The sequence below is a fragment of the Mesorhizobium sp. WSM4836 genome (assembly GCF_055811815.1).
Genome location: NZ_JBVVQF010000031.1, coordinates 26,933 through 43,963 on the forward strand (window position 1 = coordinate 26,933; position 17,031 = coordinate 43,963).

The following is a 17,031-nucleotide window of genomic DNA, read 5'->3' on the forward strand; positions in this document are numbered from 1 at the left end:
ATCTGCGGCAGTGTCGTCGTGGCCAGATTGGCGGGATCACAATCACATCGGGCGCGATCGCCCGATTGCCTGATTTGAGAAATTTGAGCAGCTACCGGCACGGGCAACGACATCAGTCCATTGCAAAACAATCTCCAGTCCGTGTGCGGCACGCCCAGCGCTTCGCAGCTGTGGAACGGGGGTGAGTTTAAGCAGGGGCCAGATACATGCAGGCTGTCTTCGAGAGATTTTTGGAACGGCTTTCAGAAAGCGTCGATGAGGCTGATCTCCGCGGTGCCCTGGCCGATACCGCCTCTGGACTCGATCTGCTCACTTTTGCCTATCTCTCCTTGCCACCGCGGTCTGATGGCAAACCCACGCTGATCTCGAATTATCCGGCGCCCTGGACAGCACGTTATCTTGAGAACCGGTATCAGAGTGTTGACCCCGTTATTGTGCGCGCACGCGGTGGCGGATGCCCGTTTCGTTGGGGATCCGATCTGAGCGGCGAGGCGGCGGCAGCGGTTCAGGTTTTCGAAGAAGCGGCGCAGTTTGGCATCTGCTGCGGCATTACGTTCCCGATTATCGACCGCAGAGGAAATTTTGCTGCGATAACCTTTGCCGCAGACAAGCCCGACAATGCAGTTTTCCGCGCCGCAGAACGCCACGAAGAAGGTCTCCGGTATATCGCGACCTGTTTTCATATGTTCGTTCGCTGCAAACTGTCCGCCGATCGAATGATCGATGGTGTCTTGCTGACGCCGCGCGAATACGAGTGCCTGCAGTGGGCAGAACAAGGCAAGTCTGATTGGGAGATCGGCTGCATCCTGGGGATCACGCAGCGAACGGCCGCCTTTCATCTGGGCAACGCTCGCCGGAAGCTTGGGGTGACGACCACCAAACAGGCAATTGGGCGCCTGGCCCGTTCCTTTTTTTTCGGTTCACTGACAGGTTAGCTTCACGTGCGCGGCGGCGTTGAAGCGTAGCCTGTGGGGCGTCTTTTGTGTACTGCGAATTGCCTGCCCGCTTGTTTCCGCCGGAAAAGCGGGCCCGATTGAACGAAGTTCTGCGGGGCTCGAGGATCGCTCGCCGGACCTTCATATCGCGAGATCGTTGTAGTGCTGATCGGGAAGGCGCGTCTACGCCGACTGGACGGAACCTGGCGATTGCCTCCGCAACCGCATTCGGCGCCCGTTTCTCGAGCCCTGCCCTCAGGAATGGGGACCGTCGTGAGTTCCTCGCCTGGAAACGTGACAGTTCCAGCCGTGCGTCAGCCGCCGAACAGTTCCTTGTAGCCGGTCGTCACCATCCAGTTCGCCCGGTCGATATGGCTGCGAACAGCCTTGCGGGCGCGCACCGGTTCAACGACGGGGTCGATGCCGAGAATGAGTTCGGCCATTTCCTCTACGCTGGCATTGTCGGCGCAGGCGTCGAGGATGCGCAGGTAAATGGTGGAATGCTGCCTGTCGTAGCCCGTGATGCTGTCTGACCAGGGGACCTCATCGAGCAATGTCGAGCTTTCAGTCCCATCTGTTCCCGTCGATCGATTCATCTCTGCCGCGAACCTCGCAGTTGATAGCTGGATTCAAGACAGCATATCCCAAAATGGGATAATCCGGAACCGGGATTAGTGGCTGAGCCGGTCTTTACCTGACCGGTTCGCCTACATGCCCAAATCACTTCGATCTGCCCGCCACCAGCGGTTTCTGGCCCAGTTGATATCGCTGCGCAAGGCCAAAGGCATGACTCAGGCGCAGGTGGCCGAGAAGCTTGGCCGGCCGCAATCCTTCGTGGCCAAGTATGAGGGTGGAGAGCGGCGTCTCGATATCATTGAGTTTCTCGACGTGACTGCGGTGCTTGAGGCTGATCCTTGCGAGATTCTATTGAGCCTGCGGTCATAGCTAGCGTCGCGCCTCGCCGCGCAGCCGGCGAATGAGCCCGCTTTTCTGGGCAAAGCTCAGGCCCCTCAGCCATTCGGCTCCCGCCCTGGCGCGGGTCGTCAGACTCGGGCAGCTCGCCTTTCCCGGCGGAGCAGGGCAGGCGGCACTCCCTTCTAGGCCCGCCGCGACGTCCCGCAACCCCTCGCTCTCGCTTCGGGTCCTTCTCTTCGTTTCGGTCCTTCGGATGCGGTCCGCCTGGACGGCGGCCCTTCCGGTCGCAACTCGCCGCCCACCCCCGCTTCCGTCCCGCTTCCGGGAAAGCCGCGATTGGCGAGCGGAGGCAAAACGAAGCATGCAGGACAGAAGCGTACCGTCATCGAAGGCAGAGGCCGGGCGCCATGTCCTCAACCCCCGCCTTGCGCCGTCGAGCGTCGAATCGTTCCTGTTTCCGTCTTGCTTAGGCCCGTTGCGCAGGAATCGGCGCAGGCCCTCGTCCGAGCGGTTCTCCGCTCGCTTGCCGCCTCGATCACAGCTAACAAATGGGCGCGAGGATTGCCATAGGCAGAAGCTGCCGAAGCCATCATCGTGACGATTTGCTTTTTTGCAGCTCGGTTCGTTCAGCGTTCCAGTCGGGTGGGGTCTGATCGAGAATGTTGCGAACGAAGAAGTCCAGGAGTTTGCGCTCAGTGTAGATGCCTGGCGCGTTGTGATCGGCACCAGGCACATAGAACATGTCGAAATCTTTTCCCGCCTTGATGAGTCGGTCGGCAAGCTGGAGCGAGGAGGACGGGTCGACATTGTGGTCCATTTCGCCGACGACGATCATCAGCTTGCCCCGCAGCCTGTAAGCATTGTCGATGGCGGAGGATTGGGAATATTCAATGCCGACTGGCCACCCCATCCACTGTTCGTTCCACCGGATCTTGTCTATCCGGTTGTCGTAGCAGCCGCTGTTGGCGACCGCGACCTTATAGAATTCGGGATGAAAGAGCAGCGCGCTCACCGCGCTCTGGCCGCCTGCGGACCCGCCGAAAATGCCGACGTTGGAGATATCGTACCACGGATACCTCGCGGCGGCCGCCTTGTGCCATCGAATGCGATCGGGAAAGCCTGCGTCCTTCAGATTTTTCCAGGCAACGTCATGAAAGGCGCGTGAGCGGTTGTTGGTACCCATGCCATCGATCTGCACAACGAGGAAGCCCAGCTGCGTGAGCGGCTCTGTCCGGCTTGAGAAGGATTTTGGGACGAAGGAGCCGTGGGGCCCGGCATAGATATTCTCCACCACCGGGTACTTCTTCTTCGGATCGAAATTGGCGGGCAGGTGGATCACGCCCCAGATATCAGTCTTGCCGTCGCGCCCCTTGGCGTGGAAGCTGAGTGGCGGCTGCCAGCCGGCGGCCACGAGCTCGGATATGTCGGCGGTCTCCACCTGCATGAGTTTGACATCGTCGCTGGCGCGGTGGAGCGTCATGCGGGGCGGCAGATCGATGCGTGACCACAGATCGACATAGTAGCGGCCGTCGGGAGAGAACTTGACATGGTGGTTGGCCGGCTCGGGCGTTAGCTCAGTCAGCCCCTCGCCGTTGAAGCCGATGCGGTACGCATGGACGAAATAAGGGTCCTCCCCCGGATGCATCCCGCTCGCCTCGAACCAGATCTGGCGCTTGACCGGATCGACATGGTTGACCCCCCGCACGACCCACTCACCGCTGGTGATCTGGTTCTTGAGCGCGCCGGTCCGGCCGTCGAACAGATACAGGTGCTCGTGCCCGTCGCGCTCGGATGCCCAGATGATCTCCTTCCCGTCATCGACGTCGTAACGAAAGATTTTCCCGGTACCGTGCTGATCCATCACTAGAGGCCGGTAATCAACAAATGTCGTGCTGGTCTCGTCGATCAGCGAGCGCGCACGGGCCGTGGCGGCGTCTATCTCGACCAGCCGATAGAGCTGATGCCCGCGCTGATTATATTCGAAAGTAAACCCGCGACCGTCCGCCCACCATTGGAGAGCGGAAAGTTCGAAGGGGTTGGAGAACAGGGCGTTGTCGATCACGACCTGGCGGCGGCCGGCAATGTCGAACAGGACCGGCTGGGGCAGCGGAAGGACATCGCCCGGCTTGGAATAGACCACTGTCGAATATTCGCGCTGCAACTGGTCCGTCGACGAATCGAGGTAGTGGACCTTCCGGTTGAAGCCGGGGCGAACACGGTAAGTCGCAAGGTGGCGCGAGTCCGGCGACCAGCTCAGTGTCGAAAAGACATAGTAATTGCCCTCGGATCCATCCCGGCTCAGCGCAACATCCTGCAATCCGTCCTTGCAGCGCAGGAAAACATTGTAGTTCTTTATATAGACGATCCATTTGCCGTCCGGCGAGACACTCCTCTGGTCGGGTTTATTCTCAGCCGGTGGCGTGTCGTGGTGGCGGAGCTGAAACTTCGGCGCGTCCACATCCAATTTTGTGCTGGTGCAGGCATAGCTTGCAACGTCGCAGCTCCACCGGACCTGCTCAATCAGGAAGTCGAGCCTGCGACCATCCTCGGTCAGTTCGAAACGCTCAAAGGGAAGATCGTCGGCCTGATACCGCTTATGGCTCGCCCCGTTTAGTGCCGCCGCCAGACGGGCCTGATCGAAGGGCGGCCGCTTCACGCCCGTGGCGACATCGACCAGCATGAACTGCCGCTCGCCATGGGTAGTCCGGCGGTATGCGAACGCGTTGCCTCCAGTCAGCCAGAACGGCCGCTCGGGGACATTCACGGTGAGTCCGCGATAGCGATGGTTGATCGTCAATGCCCGCTCCAAGTCGCTCAGCGCTAGCGGTGGATGTGTACCGTTTGAACCGTTGGCCAGCGCCCGAGCGGTTGCCGATCCCGATGCCCCTTCAATTAATAACGCGGGCGCCAAAGCGCTGATCTTGACCATATCTGTTCACCTCTTTCGGTTTTCGGAAGACATGTTGTTGGATCTGGCTTTTCATCGCCGGTGTGCAGCAGCGTTGAGCGTTGCTCGAAGGAGTCAGCACGGGGGTGCGGCCGAGACGGCAGTCAACATGACCCGTGCGCCCTACGCCGATATCCAGAAACTGGCCGGGTGAACCAGACTGAAGAGTTGGCATCCGAGCCAGCAGGGTATTTTCCATGTCCACATGATGGAATCTTCAACGAAAGATGACGCTTGCAACCACACTCCCTTGCTGTTCCTGCGCCAGAAACGGCCGGAATTGGGCCCGGCACAAAGCGTGGCTAGGGACATTCTCTGCATGGCCGGCGTCAGTCCGTTGATCCCTGTCCGGATGAAGGATGCAATATGTGCGCCAAAGGAAAATGCCTTTAAATCAAGGCGATCGATCGGACCGGCTGTGTCGGACGACCGACATTAACGTCGCATATCGACAGCTCGAACAACCGCAAGTCACATTGACCTTGGGTGTATGTCGGGTTGACAAGAGTGGACCGTCGGGCCGACGGAAAAAGGGCGCACGAGGCGCCCTTCAATCGACTCGGCTGTGCCTAAGCCGCCTTCGCCTGCCGTTGTCAGAAGCGGTAAGTGACACCTGCGCCTATCAACCAGGGATCGAGCGTCGCCTTGCCTGTGAGCTTAGCGCCGGCGACAGTGACATCGAAGTCTGGCTTCAGGAAAAGCTTCTTCACGTCGAAGTTGACGCCCCAGCGCTGGTCCACCATGAAGTCGAATCCGACCTGCAGGGCGGCGCCGAAAGTGTTCTTGACCTTGAGATCATCGGCGCTGCCGGCTTGCTGATGATAGCAGATCGTATAGTTCACGCCGGCGCCGATATAGGGCTTGAAGGCGCCGAAATCGGTAAAATGATACTGCAATGTGAGCGTGGGCGGCAGCAGCCAGACCTTGCCGACCTTGCCCAGCCCGCCGATCGAGCCCTGGCCTGTGATGTTGGCATAAGTGGTGCCGAGGATAAGCTCGGCTGCGACGTTGTCCGTGAAGAAATACGAAATATCGAGTTCCGGCGTCACGCTGTTGGAATACGAAAGACCGAGCCGGGCACCGCGTTAACGTAGCCCGAATATTTCCCCGATGAGCGCAGGCGGATCTGCAAGAGCTTGGCGCTTAGGTTGGTGTTGTAGACGTGGCACGGGTAAGGGGGAGGGGGAGGCGGAGGCGGAGCGACGCACCACGGGATTGGTGGATTGTCCGCCGCTACAGACTGCTGTGCCAGCAGCATCAGGACGACGGCTGCTGCTACTCCCCGCGCCAAGTTCATTCGCTTTGTTGCCATGGTATTTCTCCTTGCTCTTCAGAAAAGTAGACTGAACTGAGTGTCCGGCTCTATTGGTTGAGATCGACAGAGCGCTGGCGCATTTTGCGCAAGCAGTGCCCGCATTATTTTCACCTTTGTTGCAGCCATGGACCTGTACTCACTCACTTGTAGTTTTGTCGGGCTCTCGGGCGTCAATGAACGATATCGGCGTGCCAGCCGATCGCGCTGCGAAGGAAATTGATGCCAAGACTAGTGAATGCAGCGCGCTCCCGATTGTCCTTGCCGTAGCCGTGCCCACCCGCGCTGGGCTCGTAGAAGTAAGCGGGATAGCCAAGAGCCTGCAGTTTTGCCGCCATCTTACGCGCATGGCCTGGGTGGACGCGGTCGTCACGTCTCATGGTGGCGAGCAGGATAGGCGGATAGGGCTGTCCCGGCGTGGCAGTGTGATAGGCGGAGATTTCCTTCAGGAAAGCCCAATCGTCAGTCTTGTCGGGATCGCCATATTCGTCGATCCAGCTCGCGCCCGCCAAGAGCTTGGTGTAGCGGCGCATGTCGACAAGCGGAACCGTGCAGAACAGCGCGCCGAAATGCTCAGGATAGCGGGTAAGCATGTTGGCGATCAGCAGGCCGCCATTTGAGCCGCCCTCGGCGGCAATCCGCCTCGGCAGCGTGATGCCCCTTCGCACGAGGTCGGCGGCAACGGCGGCGAAATCGTCATGGGCGAGACGCTTGCCCTCCCTCCGCCCGGCATCGTGCCAGCGGGTGCCGAACTCGCCGCCCCCACGGATGTTCGCCTCCACACACGTGCCCCCGCGCTCGAGCCACAGCTTGCCGAGCCAGGAGTTGTAGGAGGGCAGGAGCGATATGCCGAACCCGCCGTAGCCGGAAAGGTGAACCGGGGCATCTCCGTTCCCCTCCGCCGGTCCGACCTGCGTATAAGGGATCATCTCACCATCGATCGAGACTGCCTCGTGGCGCGTTACCACCAGTCCGGATGCGTCGAAATTCTCTGGACTGCGCTTCAGGATTACTGAAGCGCTGAGAGGCGGCGCGGCATTGAGATCGAATAGGAAAAGCTGCAGCGGCGTGATCGGATCCTGCGCGCAAACCAGGACCTCTCCATTGGTCTCGTGATCTTCCGCGTCGAGTGACCAGAGGTGAACAGCCCCTTGCGCCGGCACGGCGTCCAGGTCTCGGCGCGTCCATTCCTGCGGGCCCGGGGTGAACACCGCGAATCTCGGAACGAGGTTCGCCAGGTAGGCGATAATGAGCTTCCCGTCATTCCAGAAGTATGACTGCAGGGAGCGCCTCTCGGCCGGTTCAAACAGGGTACTAAAACGACGCTCGCCAGCGATGAAAGAGGAAAGCGAGATGCCGATCAGCGCGTCGGCGCAATAGGTCGTCCCGCCAACCGTCCATGCTTTGCGGGGCTTTACCGCCAGCCAATCGCCGAAGGTATCCCACCTGGCGTCCTTGGGAAGGTCGATCTCAATTTTCGGCCCGCTTCGATCGCCAATGCGGACTATCTGCTCTAACCCGGCCAGCTGCTCAACGAACCACAGGCACTCGCTCTCGGCGGTACGGTCCAGATGGCCAGACACGCCGAGGGTTTCGGAACCGGTCTCGAAGATCACCGGCGCGGTGAGGGGATCCGCGCCACGCTTCCACAGTCGCACGGTGCGGGCGTAACCTGAGCGGGTGGCCATGCCCCGACCAAGCGCACTGGAAAGCAGAAGCGTGTCAGGGTCGAGCCAACTTATCCCGCCCTTGGCCTCGGGGAGATTGAAACCGTCGGCGACAAAGCTGAGAGAGCTCAGGTCGAATTCGCGATGCACGACCGCATCGCTGCCGCCGCGCGACAGGCGCAGAACGGCTCTTTCCCGTCTCTCCGGCTCGATCGAAGCACCACTCCAGATCCAGTCCTCTCCGTCGCTAGCCGCGAGGGCATCCAGATCGAGCAGTAGCTCCCATTGGGGATCCGCCTTCATGTAGAGGGCAAGAGTGGTCCGGCGCCACAGTCCTCGCGGATTGTCAGCATCTTGCCAGAAATTGTAGAGGTATTGACCGCGGCGCGTGACCAGGGGAATCCGGTCGGGGCGATCGAAAATCACTGTAAGCGCCGCACCGTCGCGCTCGAACTGCGTTCCACCGAAGTGCTTCAGGGCCTTTGCCGACTGGCCGGCCGTCCACGCAAGTGCCCGTTCGCCTTCTACATCCTCAAGCCAAAGATGGGGGTCATCGTCAGGCGCATTCAGCGTTGGCCGGAAATCGAATTCGCTCATGTCCGGACAACCGGACGAATGAAAGCGCAATGGCTTCCATCTGCTCGGGTACGCTGAGTGCTTGCGGGGGCGCCCGCATGTGGGAAAACTGTGATCATCAGTGGGTTCTTCTCAGTCGGCGGCGTCGCAGTTCTTTTGCGCATAGGACTGCAACCGTCGTGCCAACTGGGAAAATCGTTACGGAACAATGCGATCTCTCTGGAGCGTTGTGTCACATGTCCGACATTGTCGAGAATCCGACAACGAGCGCACCGCGCAATCACCCGATCGACCTCCTGCGGGGAGTTCGGTGACGCCGCGGAGAGCTCAAGCAGGGAAGCTCACAATGAACTTGGTTGGCCCCTGACATCTTCGCTCCGGAAGGCTTCTCGCACAGGGATTCAATGGCAGACATCATGAGGCGATGGCCGCCGTGAGCGACCAGCCGGCTGCCTCTGTTGCTCTCTAGAGGCCACCAGCGGCAAAGAATCGGAGATCCGAGGAAGGGATGGAGCGCCGCTTGGCCGAGCTGATGGTTATCCAACCCTGCCAGCAAGCTTGGCCTGAACCGTCCGCTTGATTGCATTTTTAAGTCTGCCGTTCGCGCCAGCAAGCTGCGTTCGAACGAACACATGGGAGTGGTCGCGAGCTACAGTCAGCTGCTGGCGAGCGTCGTTCAATATGCAAGGTAGAGGGTCAGGAACAGGGAAGCTCCGGCTCGGCATCCTATCTCGGCGAGACGGCCAATGATCGGCGGTCTTTGGCTGGCGCTGCGAGTTGTACGCCCGCACCAAAGGCAGCCTGGGACAAGTCTGCCTGGAAAACGGCTGCAGCAGGCGCAAGTGGCCCCCGGCCGCACTCCATCTCCATGCCGCTCGCAAAACCCGGGCGTGAGCACCACCCCAAAAGCAATTGCGCGCCTTGCCGGATCGTTTGGCGCGCCCACTGAACAGTCGGCTCAACCTGTACACCTATACAGGCTGCCATACCCTGAAACTTGGCCTCCAATGGCGGAAATTTCCCCTTAGGAGACCTGTCATGACTGAGTTTCTAGCGCCGGCGCTACGACAACTTGCCCACAATGAGCGTGCAATCCACCGCCACGCCACTGCGCCTTCAAGGAACGTCTGGAACGCCACGCAGGAGCCGATCACCGCAATCAAACCGACTCCCTTGGCGTGCTCCGGCCGACATGGCTGTCGACGCGCGGGTTGGACCGTCTGCTCGCTGTTTGCGCGCGTCTTCTGCCCTCGACAGTGCCGATGGTACACGCTTCGACGAAATGCCTCCATCGAGGTCTGGTGCCTTCGGCGCCGGCGCTTTGCCAAGTGGCATGATGCTTCAACATCGATAGGGGCGGGCGAGGGGGCACGGTCGTGCCTACAGTTCTCGTGACTGGCGCGGACGAGGCTGATTGGCGCGATGAAAGATCATACGATTACACCACTGGTTTGACGCCGCGCGAGTGGGCCTGGGAGTTCTTACGCCGCAACCCAGCATTCCAGCGTGAGGTGACCGCTGCAAGCCAGCAGACCAATATTTTGGCCTACCGCCCCTATCGCGACGTGGTCGCGTCGGCCGGTGACCTGTCATGCTGGGGTGTCCTGTTTCGCCGAGTCTTATTGTCGAAATTCGCTCGTATTCTGGTCTCCCCTCTGGTGCGTCCATGTGCTGCCGGTCATTGCAGAACAGCTGTCCGCATCCTCGGCGACATTGCCGTTCGAGCTCTCGGAATTGCCATGTCGTGCGACGGTCCTGCTGGCGCCCGACAAGGGCCAGCATGTTCTTCTTCGCAATGCGGAACATACGCTCCAGCTCGCAGTCTGTGGCGCGGATATCTTGCGCCCTGTTTGCCTCCGCACCGAGGCGATCTGGCCAGCGATGCTTTCGAAGCCCCGTCTCAGGGCGCTCGAGTGCCTCAACGCTCTAACTCTGGGTCAACACCTGCCTGCCCGCTTGTTTCCGCCGGAAAAACGCGGTCCCCGTTTGACCCTCGTTCTTCGTGCGCTCGACGGTTCGCTTGCCGGAGCGTCACATCGCGAGCTCGCCGAAGCGCTGGTTGGTCAACGGCGCGTCCATGCCGACTGGAGGGATCCTCGCGATCATCTGCGCGACCGCATTCGCCGCGCGGTCTCTCGTGGCCGCGCCCTCATGAATGGGGGGTACAGAGATTTCCTTCTTTAAAAGTGACAGTCCGCCCTGTGCGTCAGCCGGCAAATAGTTCGGAGCTAAAACCCGTTCACCACCGATTGGCCTGGTCGACATGGCAGCCAACGGCCTTCGCGGGGCGCTCTGGTTGAGGCATCGATCGATGCCAAGAGGCACGTTCGCATTGTCCGATAGCGGACAATGTCGAGTACGCAACGTACAGGAACCTGACTCTCGGGTGTTTTTAAACGCTTTTTAACTTGGCATGGTATATGCTCGCTATTCAGCAAAACCCGCGGACTGAGTGGTTCCACCCCCACGAGAGTCGCTGAATTACGCCACCTCCCAAGGCGTACCCGGCCCGGCAGCGAGCTCAGTCTCCTGCCGGGCATGCGTGTTCAGACGCACTCGCGTTTAGAACTTCAATTAGAGGCGCAATGTTTCGCATCCGGCTATGCGGACTGGTGCCGAAAGGTAGTCGAGGAGGCGGAACTTGCCGCTGCGTCTGCCATGATTACGTGAACGAAGCGCAAGGGCTAAAGAATTGTCAGACTTCGAGCGCGGTCGTTGTGGCTCCGTATTCACGGCAGCGACTATTTCGGCCATTCCCAACTCGAGATCCGCTTTGGACAATGTGGAAAGGTTCGCTCGCAGCTTAGCCTGGCATCTTCATAGCTGATCCCCATCGTCGTTAGCACATGCGACGGAGCGGTGAAGCCAGCGCGGCAGGCGGGAACCGGTGGACAGACAGATTCCGCGCATCGCCAGGCGCTCGACAATCGCATCGGCCTCACACCACGTGATGATCAAAGAGCACGTATTTGGAAGGCGCGGTGCTTGAATCCCATTAAAGCGTACTTGCGGCAGGCGGATTGCCAAGCCCCGTCTAAAGTTGTTTCGACGGGCTTCGATGCCACTCGCTACACGCAGCCGCCGAGCCGCCTGTTCCGCGGCAACGGCCAGTCCGGCGGCTGCTGCGCTGTTCAGCGTCCCGCCCTGTCGCCCGTCCTCCTGTTCACCATAAAAAAGCGGTTCGAGGCGCAACCCCTCCCTAAGGTGCAGCGCGCCCACGCCTTTCGGGCCTTGGAATCGGCCAGCGTTCCTCCTGACAATTGCCCCGTTTGACGGCCGCCATAAGGAACGTAAAGGGAGCGTCTGGTCTTCGTGGAGGGATGCGTTCGGCTTATTGGTTCGCTATGATCTGGCCCAGGTCGGCAAGGCACTCGACCACGTTGTCCGGTCTGAATGGAAACCGCTCTATGTCAGCCAGTTTGGTCACCCCAGTAAGCACAAGGGCTGTCTTGAGGCCCGATTCCAGCCCGGCGAGCACGTCGGTGTCCATGCGGTCACCGACCATGATGGTATCGACAGCTCGCACTCCGAGCCGGTCGAGCGCGTTGCGCATCATGAACGGGTTCGGCTTCCCGACGAAATAGGGCTGACGGCCGGTGGCCTTCTCGATCAGTGCCGCGACTGCACCGCATGCCGGATGGGAGCCCCGCTCGGTCGGGCCAGTCGCATCCGGATTGGTGGCCAGAAAGCGCGCGCCCTTCGCCACAAGCTCGGCGCCAATTGCGATCTGCTCGTAGTGGTACGAAGTGGTGTCCCCGAGGACCACGAACTCGGGGGCAAACTCCGTTATCCGGCAGCCTGCCTGCCGCAGGGCCTCGACCAGACCGTGGTCGCCGATGACATAGGCAGATGATCCGTGCTTTTGCAGTTCCATGAGCCGCGCAGTGGCGAGCGCCGATGTGTAGATGTGCTCTGGCTGCACCGCGAAGCCAACCGCTCTTAGACGCTCGGCATGATCTTCGGGCGTGAAGCGCGAGTTATTGGTGAAGATCTGAAACGGCTCACCCTTGGCGATTAGCCCGGCGACATAGTCCACAGAGCCAGCAATCGGTTGGCCGCCGCGGACCAAAACCCCGTCCATGTCGAGCAGATGCGCTATAATCATTGGATATCAACCCTCAATGTCTTTCGTGGATGCACGTCCAGGGCAGGTCTTGTGTCGCTGTATCTTCTCCAGGCGAGAATGCCGGCGACTGTACTGATTCAGAGCGATGCGCGAAGGGCGCTCAATTGCTTGTGCGGCAATAAGGACGTTGCGGCGTAAAAAGTGTCGGTGGCGTCATCCGCTCGCCGTGCGACGCCCTGCACCGTCGGGTTGACGACATTCGCTGTGTCACCGTATCTGATGGGTGATCGCGTTCTGGTTCGCGTGAACCACTAGCTTGGCGAGACGTTTTCTCTGCAGAACCCTCGTAATTGGCGGCATCACAGTGATGGAACCCCAGCATTGTCTCGCGGCGCGGACGCAAACACGCCGGTGCCTTGGCGAACTTCCCAATAATCGGACAGCATCGAACGATTTCGGGAGTCGCTCCCGCGCCCAAGGTGGAATTCAGTACCGACTCTTGACGCCGACCGAGTGGTTTACCCGTTCATTTGTTTTCGCGTTTCCAACAAGTCAGGGTCAGGCCCCTGCGATGTCCCTTCGCGAAAGAGCCTGACCTGTTCAAAGCTGCTAGTCGCCGAGCTTGGGCCGCGGCAACAGGAAGGCAGAGCCCGAAGACACTTCGTTTTGGGGCGGCGGTTGGGTATTGAGGAGCGAAGATAAAAAAATGGCAGCGGCCGGCGTTGCAAAGAAGGGAAAGGCAACAGGGCGGCGCTACGCATCGATTCAATCACGTCGGAAAGGGCGCTCATCCCGTGTTTGAATTTCACGACAGCGAGCCGAAAAAGTGGGTTGGAAAATGCCACTCAACCTACCTGAAAGTGATCGGACAAAATTGCTAAATGAGGCGTTGGGGCGCCGAACGGCGATCGGGACCTGCCCGTTCCGAAGAAGCTATACGTCGTTTACGAGTGCACAATTTATCAGGCCCAAACGAGCGATCGCGGCCGAACCTATCATAGATATCCATGTAAGGGGGTGAGCTGTCGGCGGCGTGGATCTCCGAGCACTTCTCGATGCTGTCGCCCCGCACAGATGAGATGCTTGCCGAGCTTGGACAGGATGAGCAACGTACCGTCCGGTACCGGCGCTTGGCTGGTCGCCGTAGAGGCGGTTCAACGTAGCTGGACGCTTAGATGCACCTTAAGGGGCGCAGGCCGGGGTCGCGATAGACGACCAGAATCAGCCGCAAGAAGGTTCGCCAAAGCGCTCAATCATCCCTTTGGTTCATTCTGCGCCTGAGGCGTCCATCCACATAGAGATCAGATTCCGCCTATGCAGAGATATTTCATTTCGAGGTAGTCTTCGAGCCCGTGGCGGGAACCCTCCCGCCCGATGCCGGACTGCTTCATCCCGCCAAAGGGCGCCGCTTCCGAAGACATACGCCCCGTGTTGATGCCAACCATGCCATATTCCAATGCCTCGGCCACGCGCCAGACACGCTTCAGGTTCGAGGCATAGAAATAGGCGGCGAGGCCGTAGATCGTGTCGTTGGCCTCACGCACAACCTGATCCGCCTCGTGGAAGCGAATGATCGGCGCCAGCGGCCCGAAAGTCTCCTCTTGCGCAACCGCCATGATGCTCGAGATTTCAGTGAGGACTGTGGGTTTGAAGAAGGTGCCAGCCTTGCCGATACGTTCGGCCCCGCATCGAATTGTCCCACCCTTGGAAACGGCGTCTGCGATGTGGAACTCGATCTTGGCCAAAGCATGCAAGTCGATGAGCGGTCCGACGTCCACTCCGGGGGCGAAGCCGTCGCCAACCGACAAGTACCGGACTTTCTCCACGAACTTCTCGACGAACTCATCGTGAACGCTCGATTGGACGTAAAGGCGGTTCGCTGAAACGCAAGTCTGGCCGGCGTTGCGGAATTTCGCCTGGATCGCGCCGTCAACCGCAGCGTCGATATCGGCGTCATCAAAGACAATGAAAGGGGCATTGCCGCCGAGCTCGAGGCTGACCTTCTTGATCTGGTCCGAGCACTGCCGCATGAGCAGTCGGCCAACCTCGGTCGAGCCTGTGAAGCTGATCTTTCGGACCTTGGGGTTGGAGCAGAGTTCGCGTCCAACGCCACCACCTTCGGACGCATAGACTAGGTTGACGACGCCGTCGGGAAAGCCGGCTTGATGCGCGAGGGCAAACATTGCACCTGCCACGAGCGGCGTCTGTTCAGCAGGTTTCAGCACGATCGCGCAGCCCGCCGCCAAGGCCGGCGAGATCTTCCGCGCCACCATCGACGCTGGGAAATTCCATGGCGTAATCGTGCCGACGACACCGATCGGCTGCTTGATCACCAGCATTCGACGGTCTGTCGAGGGTGCGGGGATCGTCTCGCCATAGATGCGATTGGCTTCTTCGGCGTACCATTGCAGATACGCGGCCGCATGCGAAACCTCCGACTTGGCTTCGGCAAACGGCTTGCCCATCTCGGCAGTGAGTATGGCGGCAAGATCACTGGCGTGGTCAATGATCAGCTGATGCCATCGCCACAGAACGTCACTGCGTTCTCGGGCGGTCAGCGCCGCCCATCCAGGCTGCGCTACGTAGGCCTTATCGATCGCAGCGCGTGTCTCCGCCGCACCCATATCGGGAACTACTGCCAGCACTTCGCCGCTCGATGGGTTGAGGACCTCGAATGTCCGCTCACCAACCGGCGTGCCGAGCCCCGGCAGGCGATCGATGGCGCCAAACAGGTCCGAGGATTTCAGGTGGCGGATCAGCGGCAGGCACAGGGGCAATACCGGATTCCTTCTCATACGCGGCCGATATGTATGTCGACAGGGCGTCGGTGCGTACTCCGCACCTGCGGGTTCCTTATAGGGCCTCGACCAGACGGCTGGTAGACCATTTCACTCAGCTTGAAAGGGAGAATTGAACTCTTCTGGTCGATGGCTTGCGGTTCTCACCATGTGCAAACTGAACAATAGACATCGGCCTCCCAACCGCGGGTACTCCTCAGCGATCACCGCCCTTGGGGACGTTCCACTTGCGCCGGTAGTCTCTTCGTGAGTGTGAACTTGCGGCCATCTTCCAGGGCAGGACGTAGTTGGGAAACACCGACTTCTTCGGATTACGGCGGCGTAGCTATACGCGCTGAAATGAGGCAAGCTCCATCAGGAGAGAGAGACCGCGGGACAAACATTCGCGGTCTAGAAAGCCACAATTCTGAGCGGGGGTAAAGTTGACTAAGATGTCTGCGCAGTACGCTGCCACGAACCACAACCTAATCCAGCATGCCCTTGCGCCAACCATGAAATGGCTAATCGCGACGGCGTTGGACGGTTCGACTATGACGTATGGTGAGGTGAAGCAACGGCGAGAGCGTGAAGTGAGTTTGTCAACCATTTTCGCAACAAGGATCGGACTTGTTGCCGGCGAGATGATGAATAAGATCCAGCAGGTTGAGCCTGATGCACCTCTCCTGAACGTCCTCGTCGTCAATCAAGCGGACAGGCAACCGAGCAAGGGCGCTGGCGCCTTTATGGCAAGTCGATTTGGCAATCCTCGCCTGAGGTCCGAAAGCTACAAGCAACGGCATCCAACCAATTGGCAGTCCTATTTCGAGCGCGCTGCCGCCGAAGTTTACTCATACGAGCCAGAGCAATGGGCGCATCTCTACCGGCGGGTCTTCGGAAGTGATCTTTCGATCAACAAAATCGAATTCGAGCGTGAGAAGCGCCAGGATGGGAATGAAGATGACTTCGGTTCAGGCAAGGGGAAGTACGGTGCTGGCGGAGAGAGTGCGCATCACAAGTCCCTTCGCCTCTGGGTCACAGCCAACCCGCACATGATCAGAAACGCCTTCGCTCGGGCTCGCGCTGACACAGAGTTCTGTTTGGATTCAGGCGACCGAATCGATGCCGTGTACCATCTGCCCGAGAGGACGGTCGTCTTGGAGGTTAAGTCGCGTATCTCGAATCTGGTCGATCTGCGACGGGGAGCCTACCAATGCATCAAATATCGAGCTGTTAAGGCGGCCATGGACGTTCGCACCAACATGCCGATTGAGGCTATTCTGGTCACTGAGTTGAAGCTCCCAGGCGAGATCGCGGCACTCCTAAGACAACACGACATCCGACACTATCAGGCACCGCTGAAGCGGACCTAACAGATCCGCCCGGCGAAATCCGACGTTCACCGAGTCGACGGCAATGATTGCTGCTTCGGTGGCCGACGCCTGACTAGCCATTGCCCGGACCCTCTGGACGCGAAGGTTTGAGCTTGGCGGAGGACCTCACTTAATTGGTGCAGATCGTTCTCTGAGAGTACGTCCGCATTGCCTTGACCGAGGCGCTGCTTCTGGCCACATCACATCGTTCTGCCGCGGGAGCGAATCATTTTGCGAGGCGCTTTCGCGACTGCTAAAGGTCTTTGCGTCGCACGGGGCCGATCCGACGGATCGTGCATAGAAGCTAGCAAGCCCTGCTATTGCCATCCAGCTGTCGTTGCCAGCCGAGGACTCAAGGATGATGCCGCTGCGCGTCGCCTTGATGGCGCCGCCAGGATCACGCGTATCGCCTCGGTCCCGGAATTGCGAACGGGCCTCGCGGTAGATGACGGCCAACGAGAGGCCG

11 protein-coding genes and 2 pseudogenes are annotated in these 17,031 nt (G+C 59.8%); 5 read left to right on the forward strand and 8 right to left on the reverse strand.

The features are described 5' to 3' along the window. Window positions 1-206: 206 nt before the first annotated feature. On the forward strand, window positions 207-935 hold the full coding sequence (locus AC0L2P_RS28170) for a LuxR family transcriptional regulator (protein ID WP_473506004.1): 729 nt from the start codon (window positions 207-209) through the stop codon (window positions 933-935). 314 nt (window positions 936-1,249) lie between these two features. On the opposite strand, the gene AC0L2P_RS28175 is transcribed toward AC0L2P_RS28170, so the two are convergent. Beyond that, window positions 1,250-1,531 (reverse strand): DNA -binding domain-containing protein, encoded by a 282-nt coding sequence (locus tag AC0L2P_RS28175; protein ID WP_473506006.1) that lies wholly within the window; start codon window positions 1,529-1,531, stop codon window positions 1,250-1,252. A 115-nt stretch (window positions 1,532-1,646) separates the two neighbouring features. On the opposite strand from AC0L2P_RS28175, the gene AC0L2P_RS28180 reads away from it, so the two are divergent. Next, complete coding sequence (locus tag AC0L2P_RS28180) at window positions 1,647-1,880, forward strand: helix-turn-helix domain-containing protein (RefSeq protein ID WP_473506008.1); 234 nt, start codon at window positions 1,647-1,649, stop codon at window positions 1,878-1,880. Between the two features lie 559 nt (window positions 1,881-2,439). Here the strand turns inward: AC0L2P_RS28180 and AC0L2P_RS28185 are convergent. From AC0L2P_RS28185 to AC0L2P_RS28200, 4 genes and pseudogenes are all read right to left on the reverse strand, one after another. Then, window positions 2,440-4,779, reverse strand: coding sequence for a S9 family peptidase (locus tag AC0L2P_RS28185; RefSeq protein ID WP_473506009.1), 2,340 nt, complete (start codon window positions 4,777-4,779; stop codon window positions 2,440-2,442). Continuing rightward, window positions 4,739-4,996 (reverse strand): hypothetical protein, encoded by a 258-nt coding sequence (locus AC0L2P_RS28190; protein WP_473506011.1) that lies wholly within the window; start codon window positions 4,994-4,996, stop codon window positions 4,739-4,741. The genes AC0L2P_RS28185 and AC0L2P_RS28190 overlap by 41 nt, the downstream gene beginning before the upstream one ends. A 394-nt stretch (window positions 4,997-5,390) precedes the next feature. After that, window positions 5,391-6,109, reverse strand: a pseudogene (locus tag AC0L2P_RS28195) (OmpW/AlkL family protein). 173 nt (window positions 6,110-6,282) lie between these two features. Further along, window positions 6,283-8,373 (reverse strand): prolyl oligopeptidase family serine peptidase, encoded by a 2,091-nt coding sequence (locus AC0L2P_RS28200; RefSeq protein WP_473506013.1) that lies wholly within the window; start codon window positions 8,371-8,373, stop codon window positions 6,283-6,285. Between the two features lie 1,370 nt (window positions 8,374-9,743). Here AC0L2P_RS28200 and AC0L2P_RS28205 point away from each other — a divergent pair. Further along, window positions 9,744-9,905, forward strand: a pseudogene (locus tag AC0L2P_RS28205) (transcriptional regulator domain-containing protein); the annotation flags it as partial. Window positions 9,906-10,020: 115 nt separating this feature from the next. Beyond that, window positions 10,021-10,536, forward strand: a complete 516-nt coding sequence (locus AC0L2P_RS28210) for a DUF2285 domain-containing protein (RefSeq protein WP_473506015.1) — start codon at window positions 10,021-10,023, stop codon at window positions 10,534-10,536. A 633-nt stretch (window positions 10,537-11,169) separates the two neighbouring features. Here the strand turns inward: AC0L2P_RS28210 and AC0L2P_RS28215 are convergent. The 3 genes from AC0L2P_RS28215 to AC0L2P_RS28225 all read right to left on the reverse strand — a co-directional run bounded on the left by AC0L2P_RS28215 (window position 11,170) and on the right by AC0L2P_RS28225 (window position 15,195). Further along, complete coding sequence (locus AC0L2P_RS28215) at window positions 11,170-11,613, reverse strand: aminotransferase class V-fold PLP-dependent enzyme (protein WP_473506054.1); 444 nt, start codon at window positions 11,611-11,613, stop codon at window positions 11,170-11,172. A gap of 70 nt (window positions 11,614-11,683) precedes the next feature. Next, a complete protein-coding gene (locus AC0L2P_RS28220) occupies window positions 11,684-12,457 on the reverse strand; it encodes an HAD-IIA family hydrolase (protein WP_473506017.1) in 774 nt (257 codons plus the stop codon). A 1,262-nt stretch (window positions 12,458-13,719) separates the two neighbouring features. Next, window positions 13,720-15,195: an NAD-dependent succinate-semialdehyde dehydrogenase gene (locus tag AC0L2P_RS28225; RefSeq protein WP_473506019.1), complete on the reverse strand. Its 1,476-nt coding sequence runs from the start codon at window positions 15,193-15,195 to the stop codon at window positions 13,720-13,722. A 512-nt stretch (window positions 15,196-15,707) separates the two neighbouring features. Here AC0L2P_RS28225 and AC0L2P_RS28230 point away from each other — a divergent pair. Beyond that, the gene (locus AC0L2P_RS28230) at window positions 15,708-16,565 is read left to right on the forward strand and encodes a hypothetical protein (RefSeq protein WP_473506021.1); all 858 of its coding nucleotides are present in this window, start codon (window positions 15,708-15,710) and stop codon (window positions 16,563-16,565) included. The last annotated feature ends 466 nt before the right edge of the window (window positions 16,566-17,031 follow it).

Coding starts and splice junctions, on each gene's coding strand:
- AC0L2P_RS28180 (WP_473506008.1), top strand. CDS start 1,647: ATGCCCAAATCACTTCGATCTGCCCGCCACCAGCGGTTTCTGGCCCAG.
- AC0L2P_RS28170 (WP_473506004.1), top strand. CDS start 207: ATGCAGGCTGTCTTCGAGAGATTTTTGGAACGGCTTTCAGAAAGCGTC.
- AC0L2P_RS28190 (WP_473506011.1), bottom strand. CDS start 4,996: ATGGAAAATACCCTGCTGGCTCGGATGCCAACTCTTCAGTCTGGTTCA.
- AC0L2P_RS28220 (WP_473506017.1), bottom strand. CDS start 12,457: ATGATTATAGCGCATCTGCTCGACATGGACGGGGTTTTGGTCCGCGGC.
- AC0L2P_RS28185 (WP_473506009.1), bottom strand. CDS start 4,779: ATGGTCAAGATCAGCGCTTTGGCGCCCGCGTTATTAATTGAAGGGGCA.
- AC0L2P_RS28200 (WP_473506013.1), bottom strand. CDS start 8,373: ATGAGCGAATTCGATTTCCGGCCAACGCTGAATGCGCCTGACGATGAC.
- AC0L2P_RS28230 (WP_473506021.1), top strand. CDS start 15,708: ATGAAATGGCTAATCGCGACGGCGTTGGACGGTTCGACTATGACGTAT.
- AC0L2P_RS28175 (WP_473506006.1), bottom strand. CDS start 1,531: ATGAATCGATCGACGGGAACAGATGGGACTGAAAGCTCGACATTGCTC.